The 961-nt window shown below is 73.8% G+C and carries 1 protein-coding gene; it reads right to left on the bottom strand.

The features are described 5' to 3' along the window. Positions 1-961 (bottom strand): putative baseplate assembly protein (locus tag CCN39_RS48365; RefSeq protein ID WP_086853952.1); only part of this gene is annotated, 961 nt, incomplete at both ends.

Raw genomic sequence — 961 nt, forward strand, 5'->3', positions numbered from 1 at the left:
TCGGCCGGTTGCGGGCCGGAGAGCGCGGCGACGCGGACGCCCTCGACGTACTCGACCCCCTCGACCTGCAACACCGCTGCCTCCAGCTCGGGACCGTGCACGCGACGCCCCAGCGGCCAGCCCGCCCCCTCGGGCCCGAACGGGGGCAGCGGCGAGAGGTACTGGCGGACGACGAGCTCGGCCCAGCGCCGGACGCCGATCGCGCTATATCCGGTCTTCACCACGATGCCGACCGACACGGCGACCTCCCGGTAGACCGGCGGCACCACGTACAGCTCGGTGGTCACGAGGCGGCGTGGGTCGAGCTGCTCGAACACGGCTTGCAGCAGGGTCGCCGCGGCGGTCGGCGCGTCCGGGTGTTGCGGGTCGCGGGCCGGCCAGACCAGCACCGTCACGACTCCGGCAGCTTCCTGGTCGTGGGTGGCCGGGTCGAAATGCGGCAGGCACTCCGCGCGACCGACACCGGGGATCATGGCCAGCGCCCGGAAGTCGCCGGCGGTGACCGCGCGGTTCTGCCGGGACAGCTCGCCGGGGATGCGTTCCAGCGCGCGATCGATCGGTTCGGCGTCCTCGCCGCCGGAGGTCGGCAGCGGGATCTCCGCGCGCACGCCCGCGACCGCGACCTTCGCGACCGCCTTGGCGGCCACGTTCCCGGCGACGCCACCTCCGTAGCGGTAGCTGTGCGCGCGGATGGTCGCCCCGGCGGGCAGCACCCGCCCGCGGACGCTGTCACCGCACTGCACACGACCGGCAGCCGGGTCGAGCAGCAGATGCCGGTCGTCGCGTCCGCTGGCGGCGAGCGAGTCGACGATCGTCCACGGCTGCCAGCGCGCGTCGTCCTCGTAGACCTCGATCTGCAGCGAGCCGGGTACCACGGCCGAATGGGCGAGGAGGAGTTCCTGGTGGCTGAGGCCCTGACCGGCGCCGAGGATCTCGTACGCGGACGACGCGACCTGCTCGA

It is taken from the genome of Amycolatopsis kentuckyensis, from assembly GCF_002155975.1.
Lineage (GTDB): Bacteria > Actinomycetota > Actinomycetes > Mycobacteriales > Pseudonocardiaceae > Amycolatopsis > Amycolatopsis kentuckyensis.